The organism is Isoptericola sp. AK164 (genome assembly GCF_029643425.1).
GTDB classification, from domain to species: Bacteria; Actinomycetota; Actinomycetes; order Actinomycetales; family Cellulomonadaceae; genus Isoptericola; species Isoptericola haloaureus.
Map to the genome: position 1 here is coordinate 1,344,384 of NZ_CP119106.1, position 14,970 is coordinate 1,359,353.

Consider the following 14,970-nt stretch of genomic DNA (forward strand, 5'->3'; position numbering starts at 1 on the left):
GTAATCTCGGTGCGTGAGCGACGAGCAGGGCAAGACCAAGAAGCAGAAGGCCGACGAGCGCAAGGCGGCCCGCGCCGCGGCGGAGGACGCCGCCGCGCGCGAGGACCTGGAGCGCATCTACGCCCACATCGTGTCCCGGGCGCCGGAGCACGACATCTCGCCGACCCTCGACCGGGTCGCGCGGCTGCTCGAGCTCCTCGGGGACCCGCAGCACACCTTCCGGGCGATCCATCTGACCGGCACGAACGGCAAGTCGTCGACCGCCCGGATGGCAGAACGGCTCGTGCGCGAGCACGGGCTGCGCTCGGGACTGTTCACCTCGCCGCACCTGAGCAGCGTCACCGAGCGCATCCAGGTCGACGGCGAACCGCTCAGCCCCGTGCGCTTCGTCGAGATCTGGAACGACGTCCACCCCTACATCCAGGTCGTCGACGCCGAGCTGATCGAGGCCGGGCAGTCGCGCCTGAACTTCTTCGAGGTCCTGACGGGTCTGGCCTTCGCGGCGTTCGCCGACGCCCCGGTCGACATCGCCGTGCTCGAGGTCGGGATGGGCGGCACCTGGGACACCACCAACACCGTCGACGCCGACGTCGCCGTGATCACGCCGATCAGCGTCGACCACGAGAAGTGGCTCGGCTCCACGCCGGCCGAGATCGCGGCGATCAAGGCCGGCATCATCAAGCCCGGCGCGACGGCGTTCTCGGCCGTCCAGCGCCCCGAGGTCGACGAGGTCCTGGTCGAGCGGGCCCTCGAGGTCGGCGCCCGGCTGCTGCGCGAGGACGTCGACCTGGAGGTCGTGGCGCGCCAGGTCGCGGTGGGCGGCCAGATGGTCAGCCTGCGCACCCCGCTGGCCACCTACACCGAGATCTTCGTCCCGCTGCACGGTGAGCACCAGGCCCACAACGCCCTGCTGGCGCTCGCGGCGGCGGAGCAGGCCCTGGGCGGTCGCGCCCTGGACGGGGGAGCGGTCGAGACGGCCTTCGCCGACGTCGCCGTCCCCGGCCGGCTGGAGCTCGTCCGCTCCAGCCCGACGGTCCTGGTCGACGTGGCGCACAACCCGCACGGCGCGGAGTCGCTGGTGGCGGCGCTGGACGAGGCGTTCACGCTGCGCACCGTGGTCGGCGTGGTCGGCCTGATGGCCGACAAGGACGCCGAGGGACTCCTCACCGCGCTGGAGCCGGGGCTGTCCCAGGTGGTGCTGACGCGGAACTCCTCGGTGCGCTCGGCGGACCCCTTCGCGGTGGCGGAGATCGCCCGCGAGATCTTCGGCGACCACCGGGTCCAGGTCACCGAGCGCCTCGACGAGGCGCTGCAGGTGGCGACCGACCTGCTCGAGTCGGCGGACTCGGTCGGCGTCGGGCACGGCACCGGCGTCGTCGTCACGGGCTCCGTCGTCACGGTGGCGGACACCCGGATCCTTCTCGGGCGCGGCTGACCGGGGCCGACAGGGCTGCCGCCGCGGCGGCGCCCGGGCCGCGCGCTGTGACATAGATTACGCAACACTCGTGTTGTGTAAAGGTGGACTATTTAGGTGAGGCTCACCTATATTGTGACCGGCGTCATCACGCCGTCCCCACACGTCCCTCACCCGAGGAGTTCCACCGTGAGCATTCGCTCCCTGCGTCGCGCGGCCGTCGTCGCGGCGCCCGCCGCCGTCCTGGCGCTGTCCCTCTCGGCCTGCGCCGACGCCGACGAGACCGAGGCCGGCGCGGCCGAGGCGGACACCGCTGCCGGGGCCACGACCCTCACCATCGAGCACGCGCAGGGCACCACCGAGCTCGACGGCGTCCCGGAGAAGATCTTCACCTTCGACTACGCGGCGCTGGCGGTCCTCGACGCGCTGGACGTCGACGTCGCCGGCGTCGCCAAGTCGAACCTGCCCGACGTGTTCTCCGAGTACGCCGGGGACGACGTCACCGACATCGGCACGATCTTCGAGCCCGACTACGAGACGGTCGCCGCCGAGCAGCCCGACCTCATCATCGTCGCGGGCCGTTCCTCCACCGCGTACCCGGACCTGTCGGAGATCGCCCCGACCATCGACCTGTCCAACGACTGGGCGACCTTCCACGACTCCGTGGTCGCCAACACCGAGCTGCTCGGCGAGGCGGTCGGTGCCGAGGAGGGCGTCGACGAGCTGGTCGCCGACCTCGACGAGTCCGTCGCCGCCGCGCGGGAGGTCGCCGCCGACGCCGGGACGGGCCTGATCGTCCTGACCTCGGGCGGCGAGGTCACCGCGTACGGACCGGGGTCCCGCTTCGGGTACCTGCACGACGCGCTCGGTGTCACGCCGGCTGTCGAGGACGTCGAGGCGGAGACGCACGGCGAGGCGGTCTCCTTCGAGTTCATCCTCGAGGCCGACCCCGACTGGCTCTTCGTGCTGGACCGGGACGCCGCGATCGGCGAGGGCACCGACAACGCCGAGCAGGTGCTCGACAACGCCGTGGTGCACGAGACGACCGCCTGGTCCGAGGACCAGGTCGTCTACCTGGACCCGGTGGCCTGGTACATCGTCAACGGTGGCGTGCCCACCCTGACGGGGATGGCCGACGAGGTCACCGCCGCGCTGCAGGACGCCTCCTGACCTCATGGGCGCCACGACCGCACCCGCCGGGACGGCGTCGCACCGCGGCGCCGTCCTCGGCATCCCCCTGGCGCTGCTCGGGCTGGCCCTCGGGGCCGTCGCCTCGGTGTTCATCGGCGTCAGCGACGTCTCGCCGGCCACGCTGTGGGCGGACGACGGGCACGCCCGCCAGCTCCTGACCGTGTCGCGGCTGCCGCGCACCGTCGCGATCCTGCTCGCCGGTGCCTGCACCGCCGTCGCCGGCGTCGTGATGCAGATGCTGGTGCGCAACCGGTTCGTCGAGCCGTCCACCGTCGGCACCTCGGAGTCGGCCGCCCTGGGCCTGCTGATCGTCACGATCTGGGCGCCCGGCCTGGCGCTGCCCGGCAAGATCGGCGTCGGGGCGGTGTTCGCGGTGGCCGGCACCCTGCTGTTCCTGTGCGTGCTGCGAGCGGTGCCGATCCGGTCGGTCGTCACCGTGCCGCTGGTCGGCCTCATGCTCGGCGGCATCATCGGCGCCGTGGCGGCGTACATCGCGTTCCGGTACGACCTGATGCAGACGCTGTCCGCCTGGCTGACGGGAGACTTCTCCGGCGTGACGGCCGGCCGGTACGAGATGCTCTGGGTCGTCGGGGCCCTGACCGTCGTCGTCTACGTCCTCGCCGACCGGTTCACCGTCGTCGGGCTCGGGCGGGACACCGCCACCGCCCTCGGCCTCGGCTACCGCGGCGTGATGGCCCTGGGCCTGGGCGTCGTGGCGGTCACGAGCGCGGTCGTGGTCGTGGTGGTCGGTGCGCTGCCGTTCCTGGGGCTGGTCGTGCCGAACGTCGTCAGCCTGCTGCGCGGCGACAACCTGCGTCGTTCCCTGCCGTGGGTCGCCATCGGGGGCGCGGCCCTGGTGCTCGTGTGCGACGTCGTCGGCCGCGTCGTCCGCTACCCCTACGAGATCCCGATCGGCGTCGTCATGGGCGTGGTCGGCGCGGCCGTGTTCCTGTGGCTGCTGCTGCGGAAGGCCCCCGATGTCGGTTGACACCCATCCGCTCGACGCGGTGCCGGGCGCCCGGTCCGACGCCGGGACCCCCGTCGCCGCGAGCGATCCGACCGAGCGGGCCCTGCGCCGTCGCGCCCTGGGCGTGCTGGGCGGGCTCGGCGTGCTCGCGCTGGCGGTGACCGTCCTGTACCTGACCGTGGACGTGCGCGCGGGCTGGGAGTTCACCCTGCCCTTCCGGGGGCGACGCGTGGCCGCCATGGTCGTCGTCGGGGTGGCGGTCGCCGCGTCGACGGTCGTCTTCCAGACCCTGACGACGAACCGCATCCTGACCCCGTCGATCCTCGGGTTCGACTCCCTGTACCAGCTGCTGCAGACCACGCTGGTGTTCGTGCTCGGCTCGTACGCCCTCGCCTCGGTCGGGGTGGTCGAGCAGTTCGGTCTCGCGGTCGCCCTCATGGTGGGTGCCTCCCTGGCCCTCTTCCTCGGCCTGTTCGGCGGTGCGCGCCGTTCCCTGCACCTCGTGCTGCTCATCGGCGTCGTGCTCGGCACGCTGCTGCGCTCGGCCACCGCGCTGATGCAGCGGATGATGGACCCGAGCGAGTTCCAGGTGCTGCAGTCGCGGCTCTTCGCCAGCTTCACCGGGGTCGACGAGCGACTCCTGGGTGTCAGCGCCGTCGTCGTCGCGGCCTGCTGCGGCGTGCTGTGGGTCCTGCGCCGCCGTCTCGACGTCGTCGCCCTGGGGCGCGACGCGGCCGTGTCCCTGGGCGTGGACCATCGCCGCACGTCCTTGCTGGTGCTGGTCGTGGTCGCCGTCCTGGTCTCGGTCTCCACCGCGCTGGTCGGGCCGATCACGTTCTTCGGCCTGCTGGTGGCCAACCTGGCCTACGTGCTGCTCGGCACCCAGCGGCACGCCCTGACCCTGCCCGTGGCGGCGCTGCTGTCCGTCGTGACCCTGGTCGGGGGCCAGACCGTGCTCGAGCACCTGCTCGGCATGGAGACCGTGCTGTCCGTCGTCATCGAGTTCTGTGGAGGCATCGTGTTCATCGCCCTGCTCGTCGCCGGGGGGCGGCGATGACGGCGCCGACCGAGGTGCGGCGCGCCATCGCCGCCGAGGCCCTGACCAAGCGCTACGGGCGGACCGTGGTCGTCGACGACGTGAGCCTCGAGCTCCCGGCCGGCGGCGTGGTCTCGATCATCGGCCCCAACGGGGCCGGCAAGTCGACGCTGCTCGGCATGGTCTCGCGCCTGCTGCCCGTGGACGCCGGCCGGGTGGTCGTGGACGGGGACGACATCGCCCGCACGCCGGGGGACGTGATGGCGCGGCGCCTGGGCGTCCTGCGCCAGGACAACCACCTGGCGGTGCGCCTGACGGTGCGCGAGCTGGTGACCTTCGGCCGGTATCCCCACAGCAAGGGGCGCACGACCGCGGAGGACCGGCGCCACGTCGACGCCGCGCTGGAGTACCTCGACCTCACGGGGCTCGCGGGGAGGTTCCTCGACGAGATGTCGGGCGGGCAGCGCCAGCGTGCCTTCGTCGCGATGGTCCTCGCCCAGGACACGGACTACGTGCTGCTGGACGAGCCGCTGAACAACCTCGACATGGTGCACGCCCGCGCCATGATGCGGCTGGCCCGTCGCGCGGCGGACGACCTCGGCAAGACGGTCGTGACGGTGCTGCACGACATCAACTTCGCCGCCGCCTGGTCGGACCGCGTCGTGGCCATGAAGGACGGTCGCGTCGCGGCGCACGGCACCCCGGCCGAGATCATGCGGCCCGACGTCCTGGGTGCGGTCTTCGACATGGACGTGGCCGTGCACGAGATCGACGGCCGACCGATCGCGTTGTACTACACGTGAACGGTCCCGTACGGTCCCCGTGGGCTGCGACGACTCCCGCCCGGGTGTTGGATAGGACCGTGGCACCCGCGCTGAGGAGGTTGTGCGATGAAGAAGTTGCTCGACGACCCGTCACAGGCCGTCACTGACTCGCTCCGGGGGTTCGGTCTGGCGCACGCCGACCAGGTCTCGGTGCACCACGAGCCGAACTACGTCGTCCGGGCCGGTGGGACGCCGCCCGGCCAGGTCGCCGTCGTCAGCGGCGGTGGCTCCGGGCACGAGCCGCTGCACGCCGGGTTCGTCGGGGCCGGCATGCTGGACGCCGCGGTCCCGGGCGAGGTGTTCACCTCGCCGACGCCGGACCAGGTCCTGGCGGCCGTGCAGGCCGCCGACGCCGGAGCCGGCGTCCTGCTGATCGTCAAGAACTACACCGGCGACGTGCTCAACTTCGAGACGGCCGCCGAGCTCGCCGAGGCCGAGGACGTCGAGACCACCAGCGTGCTGGTGAACGACGACGTCGCGGTCGAGGACTCGCTGTACACGGCCGGACGCCGCGGCGTCGCCGGCACGCTGTTCGTTGAGAAGGTCGCCGGTGCCGCGGCGGCCCGGGGCGACTCGCTCGCGCAGGTCACCGCGCTGGCCGAGCGCGCGGCGTCCGCGGTGCGCTCCATGGGGGTGGCCCTGACCGCGTGCACGGTGCCCCACGTCGGCAAGCCGAGCTTCGACCTCGGCGAGGACGAGGTCGAGATCGGCATCGGCATCCACGGCGAGCCCGGTCGTCACCGGGTGACGGCGAGCGGCGCGAGCGACATCACGCGGCGCCTGGTCGACTCGGTCCTGGACGACATCGAGCTGGCCGAGGGCGCTCGCGTGCTGCTGTTCGTCAACGGCATGGGTGGCACGCCCGCGAGCGAGCTCTACGTCGTGTACGGGATCGCCCGGCAGATGCTGGTCGACCACGGGGCGCAGGTGGAGCGCTCCCTGGTGGGCAGCTATGTGACGTCGCTGGAGATGCAGGGGGTGTCGGTGACCGTGGCGGTGCTCGACGACGAGCTGATCGAGCTCTGGGACGCGCCGGTCCGGACCCCGGCCCTGACGTGGTGAGCTCGCTGGACGCCGGATGGGCCGAACGATGGATGCGTCAGGCAGCGAGCGACCTGAAGGCGGGTCGTGACGAGCTGACCGAGCTGGACCGCCGCATCGGCGACGGGGACCACGGCAGCAACATGGACCGCGGCTTCACCGCCGTCGTCGCGAAGCTGGACGACGCGGGCTCGCCGGAGACCGTCGGGCAGGTGCTGAAGCTGGTCGCCACGACGCTGATGTCCACCGTCGGTGGGGCCTCGGGCCCGCTGTACGGCACGGCGTTCCTGCGCGCGTCGAAGGTGGTGGACCGGGCCACGGTCGACCCGGCCTGCCTGGTCTCGCTCGCCGAGGCGGCGACCGAGGGGATCGTGGCCCGCGGTCGCGCCCACGTGGGGGAGAAGACGATGATCGACGCGTGGCAGCCGGCCGTCGAGGCGGCCGAGCAGGCGGCGGGGTCGGGGGACGTCCTGGACGTGCTCCGCGCCGCGGCCGAGGCCGCCGAGGCCGGTGCGGTCGCGACGATCCCGCTGGTGGCCACCAAGGGTCGCGCGTCCTACCTGGGCGAGCGCAGCGCCGGCACCGAGGACCCGGGTGCCCGGTCGACGGCGATGCTGCTGGCAGCGGCGGTGACCGCCGCCGAGGAGGTGGCCGGGTGAGCGTGGCCCTGGTGCTCGTCTCCCACTCGCCGCGGCTGGCCGACGGTCTCGCCGAGCTGACCGCCCAGATGGCCCCGGACGTCGTGGTGCGCTGCGCGGCGGGCGACGTGGACGGCGGCCTGGGCACCTCGCTCGACCGTGTGCAGGAGGCGGTCGAGGCGGCGCTGGCACGGACCGACTCCGTCGTCGTGCTGGCCGACCTCGGGTCCGCGGTGCTCGTGGTGGAGTCGGTGCTGGAGCTGGACCCGGACCTGCCACCGCGGGTGCGGATGGTCTCGGCACCCTTCGTCGAGGGTGCCGTCGCGGCGGCCGTGAGCGCCCAGCAGGGTGCGGACCTGGACGGGGTGGCGGCCGCCGCGGAGGACGCCGCACGGTCGATCGGGCCGGAACCGGTCTACCAGGTGGTGGAGGCCGCCGGGACCGGCAGCCCGCCGATCGCGGGGACGTGGGCGCAGGGCGAGGTGGTGCCGGAGCCGGGGGCGCCGTCGTCGGGCGCCGCGGACGAGGTCAGCGCGACCGTCGAGATCCGCAACGCGCTCGGGCTGCACGCGCGGCCGGCGGCGGTGGTGGCCCGGGCCGCGGCCGACCTGGGGGTGCCGGTGACGATCGAGGGGGCGGACGCCACGAGCGTGCTCGCCCTGATGTCCCTCGGGACGACGGCGGGGCAACGGGTGACCGTGACGGCTCGCGGGGACGGCGCACAGGGCGCGGTCGCGCTGGTGTCGGGGCTGATCGAGGGCGGTTTCGGCGAGGCGTGAGGTCGGTCACGACAACATTGCATTGACTGCAAAGTTGCACCGGCTGCAGAATGTGACGGTGACACCGACCGACCCGCCCGCCGGGCTGCGCGCCCGCAAGAAGCAGGCGCGCGCCGACGCCATCGTTGACGCCGCCCAGCGGCTCGTGCTCGACCGCGGCCTGGACGCCGTCACCGTCGAGGGGATCGCCGAGGCGGCGGGGATCTCCCCGCGGACCTTCTTCAACTACTTCGACTCCAAGGACGACGCCGTGCTCGGCCAGCGCGGTCTGGACGTCGACGACGCGGCCGTGGCGACCTTCGTGGCCGGCGGACCGACCGGCGACTTCCTCGACGACGTCGAGGCGCTCGTGACCGCCCTGGTCGCCGCGATGGCCGGCGGGCATGACCGGGCCGAGCGCGCCTTCGGCCTGATGGAGTCCGAGCCCCGGCTGCTGGCCGGTCATGTCACGTGGCTGGAGAAGCACCGCACCGAGATCGCGGCGCTCTTCGCCCGCCGGGCCGAGCATGCCTCTGGCCCGGCCGACCCGGACTTCTGCTCGATGACCGTGTTCCTGCTCGTCCGGGCGACCGGCGAGCGCTGGGAGCGGTCCGGCCGCACGGGCGAGCTGACCGACCACGTGCCCGGTGCCGTCGCGGCGCTGCGCGCCCTCTCCCGGGCCTGACCCCCCGGCCCTTTCTGACCCCCCTCCCACTCCCGTCCCCGAAGGGCTCGCCATGGCTCACGCCCCCGCACCCGCGCCGGAGAAGCCGGTCGTCGTCCTGACGCAGCGCACCGTCTGGCTGATCTTCAGCGCCCTGCTGGCCTCGATGTTCCTCGCCTCGCTGGACCAGACGATCGTCGGCACGGCGATGCCGACGATCGTCGGCGAGCTCGACGGGGTCGCCCACCAGGGATGGGTCATCACCGCCTACATCCTGGCCGTCGCGATCGGCATGCCCCTGTACGGCAAGTTCGGCGACCTGTACGGACGCCGGTGGCCGTTCCTCGTCGCCATCGGGCTGTTCACCGTGTCCTCGGCCGGGGCGGCCCTGGCCGACGGGATGCTGGCCCTGGTGCTCTGGCGTGCCGTGCAGGGTCTCGGCGGCGGCGGGCTGATGATCCTGTCGCAGTCGATCATCGCCGACATCGTGCCCGCCTCCGAGCGCGGCAAGTACATGGGTCCGCTGGGTGCGCTGTTCGGGATCTCGGCCGTGCTCGGACCGCTCCTCGGCGGCTGGCTCACCGAGGGTCCGGGCTGGCGCTGGGCCTTCTGGCTCAACATCCCGATCGGTCTGGCGGCCTTCGCCGTGGCCTGGTTCGCGCTGCGGCTGCCGTCGTTCCGCTCGTCGCGGCCGGTCGACTGGCCCGGCATCGTCTCGATGGCCCTGGCGACCACGGGCATCGTGCTCGTGACCAGCTGGGAGTCCCTGGCCGACGGCGGCTACGACTGGTCCGACTGGCGCCTGGGTGCGCTCGTGGTGGGCACCCTGGCCGCGATCGCGGTGTTCGTCGTGGCCGAGAACCGTGCCGCCGAGCCGCTGCTGCCGCTGCGCCTGTTCACAAACCGCACCTTCACGCTCTCCACGCTCATCGGGCTGGTCCTCGGCATGGGGATGTTCTCGGCGATGGCCATGCTGCCGACGTTCCTGCAGATGTCCACCGGTGCCGGGATCACCGAGTCCGGCTGGCTGATGCTGCCGATGATGGCCGGCATGATGATCACCTCCATCGGCTCGGGGCTGGCGATCACGCGGACCGGCCGGTACAAGGCGTTCCCGGTCGTCGGACTGATCGTGGTGGGCCTGTCCATGGTCTGGCTGACGACCCTGACCGGTGACATCTCGATGTGGACCTTCGGCGCGATGATCTTCACGCTCGGTGCCGGCATGGGGCTGGTCATGCAGGTCGTCGTGCTCGCGGTGCAGAACGCCGTCGACCCCCACGAGCTGGGCACCGCGACCAGCGCCAACAACTTCTTCCGGGAGATCGGCGCCGCGGTCGGGTCGGCGTTGTTCACCACGATGTTCACCTCGCGCCTGACGGACAACCTCGCGGAGGTGTTCGCCGGGGCGCCCGGCGGTGCGGCGGACGCCGAGGCGGGCCTGACGCCGGAGGTCGTGCACCAGCTGCCCGACCCCGTGCGCTCCGGAGTCGTCGACGCCTACGCCGACTCGCTGGCGCCGTCGTTCTGGTACCTGGTGCCGCTCGTGGCGTTCGGGCTGGTGCTGGCCCTGTTCCTTCCCGTGCTGAAGCTCTCCGACGTCGCCGGCATGGTCGCCCGCGGCGAGGCCGTGACCGACGAGAGCGAGCTGCCGGCGCCGCGGGCCGCCGTCGTCGCGCCGTCCGCCGGGGCGGGCGACGGGCCGACCGCTGACGGGACCGACGCCGACGACGACGGACCCGCCGGGGTCCGGGCAACGGATACCCTGGAGCGGTGAGCCGTACGAAGGACGACCGCCCCCGCCCGGGCGACCGCATCGCACCGCGCAAGCCGGCGAAGGTGCAGTTCGCCGCGACCATGCTCCAGCTCGAGGCGTTCGTGGTGGTGTTCGCCGCGCTCGCCCTGTACGGGCTGCGCGACTCGCCCTACGAGCGCGGGCCGCTGGTCATCGAGTCGATGCCGGCGATGTGGACCGTCACCGGCGTGCTGTTCGTCGTGCTGATCGTGCTCTCGCGCCTCGTGGGCAAGCCGGGCGGCTTCCTGGCGGGGTCCGTGGTGCAGGTACCGGTCCTGGCCCTCGGGCTGCTGCTGCCGATGATGTTCCTCGTGGCGGGGATCTTCGTGATCCTGTGGGTCGTGGCGCTGCGCCTCGGAGGCCGGATCGACGCCGAGCGCGCCGCGTACGACGCCGAGAACCCGGACACGGCGCCCAACGCCTGATCCCGGCCCCGCGCCGGGCCGGACCGGCGGCGCGCGCCGATAGGGTGGCGCCATGACCGAACCGACCACGCCTGCCATCGAGCGCACCCTGATCCTCGTCAAGCCCGACGGCGTCCGCCGCGGCCTGACCGGTGAGATCCTGCGGCGCGTCGAGGCCAAGGGCTACACGCTCGCCGCCGTCGACCTCCAGCACGCCACCCCCGACCAGCTCGCCACGCACTACGCCGAGCACGAGGGCAAGCCCTTCTACGCCCCGCTGGTGGAGTTCATGCTCTCCGGGCCGACCCTCGCGGTGATCGCCGAGGGCCAGGGCGTCATCGCCGGTTTCCGCTCCCTCGCCGGCGCCACCGACCCGACGGTCGCCGCCCCGGGCACCATCCGCGGCGACATGGCCCGCGACTGGGGCCTGAAGGTCCAGCAGAACCTCGTGCACGGGTCGGACTCCCCGGAGTCGGCCGAGCGCGAGATCGCGATCTGGTTCCCCGGCCGCTGACGACCCTGCCCCCGGACCGGGGGCGACCCGTCCCGCCGCGGGGAGGACGACGACCGAGCTCCTCCCCGCGGCGGTGCCGTGCCGGGGCGCCGGAACGCCGGGCCCAGATGCCCGGGTTCGCCGGTACGGGCCGATAGGCTCGCCGTCGTGCACCTCAAGACGCTCACCCTGCGGGGCTTCAAGTCGTTCGCCTCGGCGACGACGCTGAGCTTCGAGCCGGGGATCACGTGCGTCGTCGGGCCGAACGGCTCCGGCAAGTCCAACGTCGTGGACGCCCTGTCGTGGGTCATGGGGGAGCAGGGCGCCAAGTCCCTGCGCGGCGGCAAGATGGAGGACGTCATCTTCGCCGGCACGTCCGGCCGACCGCCCCTGGGGCGCGCCGAGGTCGCCCTGACCATCGACAACACCGACGGCGCCCTGCCGATCGACTACACCGAGGTGACGATCTCGCGGACCCTGTTCCGCAGCGGCGGCTCGGAGTACGCCATCAACGGCAGCGCCTGCCGCCTCCTCGACGTCCAGGAGCTGCTCAGCGACTCCGGCATCGGCCGCGAGATGCACGTCGTCATCGGCCAGGGCCAGCTCGACGCCGTGCTGCGCGCGACGCCCGAGGAGCGGCGCGGCTTCATCGAGGAGGCCGCGGGGGTCCTCAAGCACCGCAAGCGCAAGGAGAAGGCGCTGCGCAAGCTCGAGGCGATGGCCGGCAACCTCGCCCGGCTCACCGACCTGACCACCGAGCTGCGACGCCAGCTCGGCCCGCTCGGCAAGCAGGCCGAGGCCGCCCGCAAGGCCCGGGCCGTCCAGAGCGAGGTCCGCGACGCCCGCGCCCGGCTGCTGGCCGACGACCTCGCCCAGCTCGGCGCCCGGCTGGAGCAGGAGCGGGCCGACGAGGCCGCGCTCGCGGAGCGCCGGCGCGCCACCGAGGACGAGCTGGCCGCGAGCCGACGGCGCCTGACCGGCCTGGAGGCAGCCGCCGCCGAGACCGGACGCGCCGCGGCCCGTGCCGCCGAGACGGTGCACGCCCTGGACGGGCTGCGCGAGCGGCTGCGCGGCCTGGGCTCCCTGGCCGACGAACGCGTGCGGCTGCTCGGCGCGGCCGAGCCGGAGCACCGGGGCCAGGACCCCGACGAGCTCGAGGCCCAGGCCGAGCGCGCCCGCGTCTCGGAGTCGGAGCTGACCCGGGAGGTCGAGCTGGCCCGCGAGGCGCTGGAGACGGCCGAGGAGAGGCGGGCCGAGGCCGAGCGGGCGGCCCAGCAGGCCGAGCGCGAGCTCGCCACCCTGCACCGCGGTGCGGCCGACCGGCGCGAGGGGCTGGCCCGGCTGGCCGGCCAGGTGTCCACCTGCCGCAGCCGCGTCGAGGCCGCCGACGCCGAGATCGAGCGGGTGCGCGACGGCCTGGCCGAGGCCGAGCGCCGCGCGCAGGAGGCGGCGCGGGAGTTCGCGGCGCTCGAGACCGAGGCCGTCGGGGCCGAGGCCGGCGAGGAGGGGCTGGACGCCGACCACGAGCACGCCGTCGAGGAGCTGGCCGGGGCGCGAGACGCCGTCGCCCGCCTCGAGGAGCTCGTCGCCGCCGCCGAGAAGGACCGTGCGACCTGGTCGGCCCGGGTCGAGGCGCTCGAGCTGAGCCTCGACCGCAAGGACGGGGCCGGCGCGCTGCTCGCCGCCGACCAGCCGGGCGTGCTCGGTTCGGTCGCGGCGCTGCTCGGCGTGGAGCCCGGGTACGAGGAGGCGGTCGCCGCCGCCCTCGGGCCGCTGGCCGACGCCGTGGCCGTCGAGAGCCTGGAGGCGGCGGTGGACGCCCTGCGGCTGCTGCGGGACGACGACGGCGGCCGCGCGGGTCTCGTCGTCGGTGGCTCGTCGACCGGGACGCCCCGCGACCTGGGAGAGCTGCCCGGGGGAGCCCGGCCCGCCGTCGACGTCGTCACGGCGTCGGGAGGGGCCGCCGCGGCGGTGCGCTCGCTGCTGGCCGACGTCGTCGTCGTGCAGGACCTGGCCGAGGCGCGCGCCCTCGTCGCGGCCCGCGCCGACGTCGTCGCCGCCACCCGGGCGGGCGACCTGCTCGCCGCGACCCGCGCCTCGGGCGGGTCGGCGGGGGCCCCGAGCGTGCTGCACCTGACCAGCGCCCTGGACGAGGCGCGCGCCGGCCTCGAGGACGCCGAGCGTCGCGGCGAGCGCTCGGGGAGCGAGCTGACCGACGCCCGCCGGGCCCGCGAAGCCGCCCAGCAGCGGCACGACGAGACCCTGGAGCGCCTGCACGAGTCCGACGCCGCGCTGGCGGCGGTGGCCGAGCAGCTCGGCACCCTCGGCGCCGCCCGCCGTGCGGCCCAGACGGAGGCCGAGCGTCACCGCGCGACGATGGAGGATGCGACGGAGCGCCGGCGGACCGCCGAGGAGGAGCTGGTCGACCTGCAGCGCCGGCTCGAGGTCGCCGAGGCGGAACCGGCGCGTTCCGAGGAGGACGTCGAGGCCGCGACGGCGGACCGGGACGCCGCGCAGCAGGCGGCGACGACCGCTCGTCAGGCCGAGACCGAGACCCGCCTCGCGCTGCGGACCGCCGAGGAGCGGGCCCGCGCCGTGACCGGCCGGGCCCAGGCGCTGGCGCACGCGGCCGAGCAGGAGCGCCGCGCCCGTGAGGAGGCGGCCGCCCGCGCCCGTCGGCGGGCCGCCCAGGCGCACCGTGCGGCGGAGGTGCGCGAGGACGTGGCCACGGCGCTCGGCGCGATCTCGCGGTCGATCGAGCGTGCCCGTGACGAGCAGGCCCGCGCGCGGGCGGACCGGGACCGCCAGCGGCGCGAGGTCGACGACGTGCGCACCGACGTCGACCGGCTGACCGGCGAGCTGCGGGACCTGACGGACGTGGCCCACCGGGACGAGGTGGCCCGCGCCCAGCAGCTCGCGCGTCTGGAGCAGCTGCGGACCCGCGCCGTCGACGAGCTCGGCACGGACCCCGAGGTGCTCGTCGAGGAGTTCGGTCCGCACCACCCGGTGCCGGTGGCCCGGCCGGCGGACGCCGCCGAGGACGACCCGGACCCGGACCCCGTCCCGTACGTGCGCGCCGAGCAGGAGAAGCGGCTGGCGTCGGCGGAGCGCGCCCTCAAGCGCATCGGGACCGTCAACCCCCTCGCGCTGGAGGAGTTCGCGGCCCTGGAGGAGCGGCACCAGTTCCTCGCCGACCAGCTCGCGGACCTGAAGAAGTCGCGCGAGGACCTGCTCCAGATCGTCGCCGACATCGACGACCGCGTGCAGCAGGTGTTCGCCGAGGCGTTCCGGGACACGGCCGAGCAGTTCGAGGGCGTGTTCTCCCGGCTGTTCCCCGGGGGCGAGGGGCGCCTGGTGCTCACCGACCCGAGCGACCTGCTGACGACCGGTCTCGAGATCGAGGCCCGGCCGGCGGGCAAGAAGGTCAAGCGCCTGTCGCTGCTGTCCGGGGGCGAGCGGTCGCTCACGGCGGTCGCGTTCCTGGTCTCGATCTTCAAGGCGCGCCCGAGCCCGTTCTACGTGATGGACGAGGTCGAGGCCGCCCTGGACGACGTCAACCTGGGCCGCCTGCTGGAGATCTTCCGCGAGCTGCGCGACGACTCCCAGCTCATCGTCATCACCCACCAGAAGCGCACCATGGAGATCGCCGACGCCCTGTACGGCGTGACCATGCGCGGCGACGGTGTGACGACGGTCATCTCCCAGCGGCTGAGCGAAACCGCCGAGACGGGGTGAGAATGCTGCC

The 14,970-nt window shown here is 73.8% G+C and carries 13 protein-coding genes; all 13 read left to right on the top strand.

Annotated features, from left to right (window positions below; genetic code table 11):
* The first annotated feature begins 13 nt into the window (after positions 1 to 13).
* The 13 genes from PO879_RS06140 (at position 14) to smc (ending at position 14,960) form a co-directional block, all read left to right on the top strand.
* The gene (locus PO879_RS06140) at positions 14 to 1,435 is read left to right on the top strand and encodes a Mur ligase family protein (protein ID WP_278237034.1); all 1,422 of its coding nucleotides are present in this window, start codon (positions 14 to 16) and stop codon (positions 1,433 to 1,435) included.
* A 168-nt stretch (positions 1,436 to 1,603) separates the two neighbouring features.
* A complete protein-coding gene (locus PO879_RS06145) occupies positions 1,604 to 2,584 on the top strand; it encodes a siderophore ABC transporter substrate-binding protein (RefSeq protein WP_278237035.1) in 981 nt (326 codons plus the stop codon).
* Positions 2,585 to 2,588: 4 nt separating this feature from the next.
* Complete coding sequence (locus PO879_RS06150; protein ID WP_278237036.1) at positions 2,589 to 3,593, top strand: iron chelate uptake ABC transporter family permease subunit; 1,005 nt, start codon at positions 2,589 to 2,591, stop codon at positions 3,591 to 3,593.
* Positions 3,583 to 4,629 carry an iron chelate uptake ABC transporter family permease subunit gene (locus tag PO879_RS06155; RefSeq protein ID WP_278237037.1) on the top strand — a complete coding sequence of 349 codons (1,047 nt, stop codon included), beginning with the start codon at positions 3,583 to 3,585 and terminating at the stop codon, positions 4,627 to 4,629. Before PO879_RS06150 ends, PO879_RS06155 begins: the two co-directional genes overlap by 11 nt.
* Positions 4,626 to 5,411: an ATP-binding cassette domain-containing protein gene (locus PO879_RS06160; protein ID WP_278237038.1), complete on the top strand. Its 786-nt coding sequence runs from the start codon at positions 4,626 to 4,628 to the stop codon at positions 5,409 to 5,411. Before PO879_RS06155 ends, PO879_RS06160 begins: the two co-directional genes overlap by 4 nt.
* An 87-nt stretch (positions 5,412 to 5,498) precedes the next feature.
* Positions 5,499 to 6,494 carry a dihydroxyacetone kinase subunit DhaK gene (dhaK, locus tag PO879_RS06165; protein ID WP_278237039.1) on the top strand — a complete coding sequence of 332 codons (996 nt, stop codon included), beginning with the start codon at positions 5,499 to 5,501 and terminating at the stop codon, positions 6,492 to 6,494.
* Between the two features lie 32 nt (positions 6,495 to 6,526).
* Positions 6,527 to 7,132: a dihydroxyacetone kinase subunit DhaL gene (gene dhaL / locus PO879_RS06170; RefSeq protein ID WP_278237468.1), complete on the top strand. Its 606-nt coding sequence runs from the start codon at positions 6,527 to 6,529 to the stop codon at positions 7,130 to 7,132.
* Positions 7,129 to 7,890 carry a dihydroxyacetone kinase phosphoryl donor subunit DhaM gene (dhaM, locus tag PO879_RS06175; RefSeq protein ID WP_278237040.1) on the top strand — a complete coding sequence of 254 codons (762 nt, stop codon included), beginning with the start codon at positions 7,129 to 7,131 and terminating at the stop codon, positions 7,888 to 7,890. The genes dhaL and dhaM overlap by 4 nt, the downstream gene beginning before the upstream one ends.
* Positions 7,891 to 7,948: 58 nt before the next feature.
* Entirely contained in the window at positions 7,949 to 8,554 is a 606-nt protein-coding gene (locus PO879_RS06180; RefSeq protein ID WP_278237041.1) for a TetR/AcrR family transcriptional regulator, read from the top strand.
* A 52-nt stretch (positions 8,555 to 8,606) separates the two neighbouring features.
* Entirely contained in the window at positions 8,607 to 10,310 is a 1,704-nt protein-coding gene (locus PO879_RS06185) for an MDR family MFS transporter (protein WP_278237042.1), read from the top strand.
* Complete coding sequence (locus tag PO879_RS06190) at positions 10,307 to 10,753, top strand: DUF4233 domain-containing protein (protein ID WP_278237043.1); 447 nt, start codon at positions 10,307 to 10,309, stop codon at positions 10,751 to 10,753. The genes PO879_RS06185 and PO879_RS06190 overlap by 4 nt, the downstream gene beginning before the upstream one ends.
* A 52-nt stretch (positions 10,754 to 10,805) precedes the next feature.
* Positions 10,806 to 11,246 carry a nucleoside-diphosphate kinase gene (gene ndk / locus PO879_RS06195; protein WP_278237044.1) on the top strand — a complete coding sequence of 147 codons (441 nt, stop codon included), beginning with the start codon at positions 10,806 to 10,808 and terminating at the stop codon, positions 11,244 to 11,246.
* A gap of 147 nt (positions 11,247 to 11,393) precedes the next feature.
* Positions 11,394 to 14,960, top strand: coding sequence for a chromosome segregation protein SMC (gene smc, locus PO879_RS06200; RefSeq protein WP_278237045.1), 3,567 nt, complete (start codon positions 11,394 to 11,396; stop codon positions 14,958 to 14,960).
* Positions 14,961 to 14,970 lie beyond the last annotated feature (10 nt).

Bases quoted from the DNA above. Each gene is read 5' to 3' on its own strand.
- PO879_RS06150 (WP_278237036.1), top strand. From the start codon at position 2,589: ATGGGCGCCACGACCGCACCCGCCGGGACGGCGTCGCACCGCGGCGCC.
- PO879_RS06155 (WP_278237037.1), top strand. From the start codon at position 3,583: ATGTCGGTTGACACCCATCCGCTCGACGCGGTGCCGGGCGCCCGGTCC.
- PO879_RS06160 (WP_278237038.1), top strand. From the start codon at position 4,626: ATGACGGCGCCGACCGAGGTGCGGCGCGCCATCGCCGCCGAGGCCCTG.
- dhaK (WP_278237039.1), top strand. From the start codon at position 5,499: ATGAAGAAGTTGCTCGACGACCCGTCACAGGCCGTCACTGACTCGCTC.
- dhaL (WP_278237468.1), top strand. From the start codon at position 6,527: ATGCGTCAGGCAGCGAGCGACCTGAAGGCGGGTCGTGACGAGCTGACC.
- PO879_RS06185 (WP_278237042.1), top strand. From the start codon at position 8,607: ATGGCTCACGCCCCCGCACCCGCGCCGGAGAAGCCGGTCGTCGTCCTG.
- ndk (WP_278237044.1), top strand. From the start codon at position 10,806: ATGACCGAACCGACCACGCCTGCCATCGAGCGCACCCTGATCCTCGTC.